Here is a 4,494-nt window from a genome sequence, read left to right on the forward strand (position 1 = left end):
CCGCCGAGCCCGCCGAGCGCGGCTGCTGCTCGCCCAGGGAGTTCCCGAATGCGGCGTACGGCCTCGTCGCGCTTCTCCGTCAGCTTCCGTACCAGTTCCAGGCCGGCCGCATTCGCCTTCAGCCGCAGCTCGATCGAGAGGCGGGTCAAGGCCATGGCTGCCTTCATCGGCAGCTCTGTGAACCGGCGGATGGCGTTGTCAACGAACCCTCTGACGGCCTCACGCGCATACGCCTGCGCGCCTGCAAAGTCGCCTCGCAGCAGTGCCGTGATGCTCTTGATTGCCGGGACGACGACCTCAGTGATCGAGCGGGCGAGGTCCCCAGCCAGGTACGCGGCGAGCTTGCCGATCAGGCCGATCAACGGGGTCAGGATCGGCATCAGCGCAGTGAGAAGCTCCCTGGACAGCTCGCCCCACGCCTCGATCAAAGGCCCGAGGGCCACCATCATTTCGCCGAGCGCCTCGCCGAGGGTGATCAGCGACGGCGACAGGGCGGTGATCAGGTCACCGAAGATCTGGAGCGCGAAGACGAGCTGGTCGGCGAGTAGGGCCGCCAGGGGTTCGATGATCGGTGCGAGCCCGGCAAGGATCGGCTTGAGGGTCGCAGACAGGGTGTCCGCGACCTGCTTCACCACCGGGGCCAGCGCCGTGAACACGGTCGCCAGCGCGTCGAAGAGCGGGGTCACCGCGGGGAGCAGGGCCGCGACGAGCTCGCCGACCACCGGCAGCAGCGGTGCCGCCGCCGTCACCAGCGCACCGACCGCGCGGGCCGCGGCCTCCAGCACCGGGCCGAGCGCCCTGATGACCGGCTGGAGCGCTGCGCCGAGCGCCTTGATCAGCGTCTGCACCGGCGGGCCAAGCGCGGTGAACACGGGCGCGATGGCCTTCAGCGCCTCTCCGAGGAGCGGGCCGACGGTCTTGCCGAGGGTGCTCATCGTCTGGAAGATCGCCTTGAGGCCGGACTGCACCGGGCCGGACGCGAACGCGTCCGCGAGGGAGCTCGTGATGTCCTTCAGGACTCCGACGAGGCCGCCGCCGGACACCTGCGCCGCGGAGAACACCGAGCTGAAGATGCTGCCGATGTTCTTGGCGACGTCGACGAACTGCCCGATCAGATCGATCGCGTTCTCGATCGCCTGTTGCATCGCCCCCGACTCGAACGCGGAGGACAGCCGGGCCGACAGGCGGTCCATCGCTCCTGCGGCAGCCCCGGTCAGCGACTTGAACGCCGGTGCGGCAGCCGCCGCGATCTGCCCGAGCCCCTGGACGACCTGCCCCGGCGCCCGAGACAGGTTCTTCAGACCGGCAGTCGCCCCGGACACCGCCGCGCCGAGCGCCCCCGACGTGGACAGGTTGTTCGCCGCGACCGCGACGTTCTTCCCCATGCGGTTCAGGGCGTCGGAGGCACCGAACAGGCCCTTGCGGACGGTGGGCAGGGTCGTGGCGGCGAGGCCCTTCAGCGTGTTGTCGAACCCCTTGAAAAGCCGCTCCTGCACGCCCTGCTGAAGCTTCTTGAACTCCGGCTGAAGCGCCCGCACCTGCTTCGCGAACGCCTGCGCCGAGGGGCTGAGCTTCTTCAGCGCCTCAGCGAACGCCTCCGGGTTGGACGGGTCCATGGCGGCCTTGACCGCGTCGCCCACGCCGACCATGCCGATCTTGAGGGCCTTCGACGCCAGCACCACCGCGACGATGCCCGTGGCCGCAAGCCCCGCCGCCGGGGCGATGTTCGCCAACGTCGCCGCCAGCCCGGCCGCCAGCGGCACCGCCGCTCCGAGCTGCGCCGCAACCTTCCCGACCGAACCCGCCACGGCCCCGAACCCGGCCGCCACCCGCCCCAGCCGGTCAAAGTTGAGCCGATCCCACGCCTCCCGCGCCCGAGTGAACGCACGACGCACCTCGTTGCCAAAGCGACGAGAACCAGCCTGGAGCCGAGCCAGACGGGCCCGCATCGTCCGGGACTGGGCGTCCGCGACGCTGCTGTACACCGTGACGATGCGAGTACCCGAGCGCTCCGCATCGGAGAAGCCGTCCGCGAGCGCCCGACCCATGACATGGGCCTCATCGACGAACCGGCCCCGAATGTCGCGGAGCCGCCCGTTGACGTCGACGCGGAAGCCCTCCATGCGGAGCTGGGAACGGGCGAGGTTCCGCTGAAAGTCGCTGCTGTCGGCGCGGATGTAGCCGACGAGGTCGCCGATCGTCAGCGCCATGCCGGAGCCTCCCTACGGGGTCAGAGTGAGCCGAGGACGGACCGGATCTCGGCAGGGTCGTCGACGATGGCGGCCTGCTCGCCGGCCATCGCCCGCCACACCGACCCAGGCGACAAGCCCGCGAACAGAGCCCAGAAGCGGCGGCGGGTCAGGCGCGCGAGCGCGTACGCGTCGATGCGGTACTCGCGCTGGAAGTCCGCTTCGACCGCCCACCAGTGGTCGCGGACCGCGGTTTCGAGGCGGCTCGGCGTGCGGCCCGGTTCTGGTTCTGTCCCAGCGCTTTTCCCGGGTCGTCGCTGGTGACGGCCTCGTACGCCTGCATGAAACTGATGTCGTTGCCGCTGCCCTGGGCCATGCCCCACATGAGCGCGGTCATCAGCTCGACCGCGCCCATCCCGGCGGCGCGCCACTGCTCGAAAACGCCCTCGCCGTAGAGCAGGGCGACGACCTCGGCGAACTCGTCCTCGGTCGATTCGGCGGACAGACCGCCCGCGATCTCTTCGAGGGCCATGGGCAGATCGCTCGGGACCGGGACGGTGACGCCGCAGATCGTTTCCGTCCTGCCGCCGAACGCCTCGCGCTTGAAGTCCTCCCAGGACTGGTGGGCGGTCAAGAGATCGCCGCCGTGGTGGAGGGGCCGGAGCGGGTGACGGTGACGGCCCAGCCGACCTTGTCGTTGTTGCTGCCGCCGGAGTCGCCGAGCTGCCACTTCGACGCGGCCCACACGGTCCATGTGGTCGAGCCCGGCGCGGCGAAACGGAACCCGCAGACGGAGTCGTTGCCGAGGCGGGACGCCTGGAGCTCGGCCAGGGACATGGCCGGGTCGAGCGCGCCGGTGGACGGGTCGACGAGCCGGAAGCCCTCCAGCGTCAGCGACATGCCCTCCTGCATGGTCTGCGACTCGGCGCGGCCGGCCGACCCGAAAGTCGTGGTGTCGGCGTCCTCGTACTCGAAGCCGCGGCTGAAAGTGTTGATGCCGCCTTCGCCGCTGCCGCCGTTGGCAGTGCGGAACTCGGTCCAGGTGCCGGGGTTGAGGAAGTCCTCGATCTGGAAGCGCACGTCACGCGCGTTGTACTTGCGGGGGGCCATGTCTCCTCCAAGGGCATGACGAAGAGCCCGCGGCCGGAGGGCTGCGGGCTGAAGCGATGGGGTGGTTCAGGGGCGGTGCACGGTCGGCGAGTGGACTTCCATGCGGAAGTTGCACACGTGCTCGTGCCAGCCGTTCTCGTCGGCACCGAGCGACGCGGCAGCGCCCTGGATGCAGACCGCGAGGATCAGCTCCGTGCTGTCCGGCAGGACGACCGGGCCGAGGCCGTGCAGCGCCGACCGGATCGCCTGGCAGCGCCGGCGGGACACGCGCGGGTCTGTGCCCCCGCGCACGCGTACCTGCACGCGCGGCTCGTCGTAGGCGAGCAGAGAGTCCGGCTCCGCGCGGTCGTCGTAGATCGTGAGGGCCACTGCCTCTGCCGGGGCGGACGGCATGAGCTCGACGAAGCAGTCGCCAGACGCACCGGTCGGGTCGTAGGCGACGAGGCACCGCTCGGCAAGGTAGCGAGCGAGACCGTCGAGGAGGTCAGGGTCATCCGCCACGGAACCACCTCCGCAAGGACACTTGCATCAGCCGTAGGACAACGTCCCGTTCGGAGTTCATCGGCTTTTCCAGGTACTTCGCCGACCGTCCGGGCAGGTGCTTCCAAGTCAGTTCCTCGTGCTGCCTGACGGCGTACACGGTGTCGAAGACGACGGCCCCGTTCATGCCCTCGCGGACGACCCGGCCGGACCGTTCGAGGGTGCCCTCGCGCAGCGGCACGATCTTCCGGGCTTCGAACAGCACGTGCTCCAAGCCCTTCTGAAGACCTTCCTCAGCGAGGCGTCGACCGCGTGCCGTCCACAAGCGCTGGGCGTTCCCGGGCCGAAAGCGCGTGTACTGCGGGCTCATTGCAGGACCACCTCCACGTGGTCCGGGGTGGGCATCCCGCCCCCGTTCCGGTCGAGTAGCGCGATCACGATGGTCGTTCGGCCGGAGGGCAGGGTCACCCTCGACTCCGGAGGGCAGACCAGACCGGGCCGGGCGTAGAACGTCGCGCTTGAGACGACCTCCCGGCCGGTCTTGTCGCGGACGTTCTTCGTCTGGTCGTCGAGGAAGCACCGGACGCTCGCCGCGGGGCCGTACAGCGGCCCGTAGGCGCTGCTGCCGGTGTACGGCTCCACGGTGACCTGGTGGCCCAGCATGTAGGAGGGCAGTTCGGTCCTCACGTGACCACCAGCCCGACGTACAGCACGT

Annotated in this window: 6 protein-coding genes; all 6 read right to left on the reverse strand. The window is 69.9% G+C overall.

The window, feature by feature from the left end; translation table 11 throughout:
- A partial coding sequence (locus VIU94_RS10940) for a phage tail protein (RefSeq protein WP_331910140.1) occupies window positions 1-2,210 on the reverse strand: 2,210 nt, incomplete at its 3' end.
- A gap of 148 nt (window positions 2,211-2,358) precedes the next feature.
- Entirely contained in the window at window positions 2,359-2,823 is a 465-nt protein-coding gene (locus VIU94_RS10945; RefSeq protein ID WP_331910142.1) for a hypothetical protein, read from the reverse strand.
- Window positions 2,820-3,299: a phage tail tube protein gene (locus VIU94_RS10950; RefSeq protein WP_331910144.1), complete on the reverse strand. Its 480-nt coding sequence runs from the start codon at window positions 3,297-3,299 to the stop codon at window positions 2,820-2,822. Before VIU94_RS10950 ends, VIU94_RS10945 begins: the two co-directional genes overlap by 4 nt.
- 66 nt (window positions 3,300-3,365) lie before the next feature.
- Window positions 3,366-3,800, reverse strand: a complete 435-nt coding sequence (locus tag VIU94_RS10955) for a minor capsid protein (protein ID WP_331910146.1) — start codon at window positions 3,798-3,800, stop codon at window positions 3,366-3,368.
- A complete protein-coding gene (locus VIU94_RS10960; protein ID WP_331910148.1) occupies window positions 3,790-4,053 on the reverse strand; it encodes a hypothetical protein in 264 nt (87 codons plus the stop codon). Before VIU94_RS10960 ends, VIU94_RS10955 begins: the two co-directional genes overlap by 11 nt.
- Before the next feature lie 92 nt (window positions 4,054-4,145).
- Window positions 4,146-4,494, reverse strand: a 349-nt coding sequence (locus VIU94_RS10965; RefSeq protein WP_331910150.1) for a hypothetical protein, incomplete at its 5' end; no start/stop codon positions are given.

It is taken from the genome of Streptomyces sp. (assembly GCF_036566765.1).
Classification (GTDB): Bacteria; Actinomycetota; Actinomycetes; order Streptomycetales; family Streptomycetaceae; genus Streptomyces.

Excerpts from the sequence above, each read along its gene's own strand:
- VIU94_RS10950 (WP_331910144.1), bottom strand. The coding sequence starts at position 3,299 with ATGGCCCCCCGCAAGTACAACGCGCGTGACGTGCGCTTCCAGATCGAG.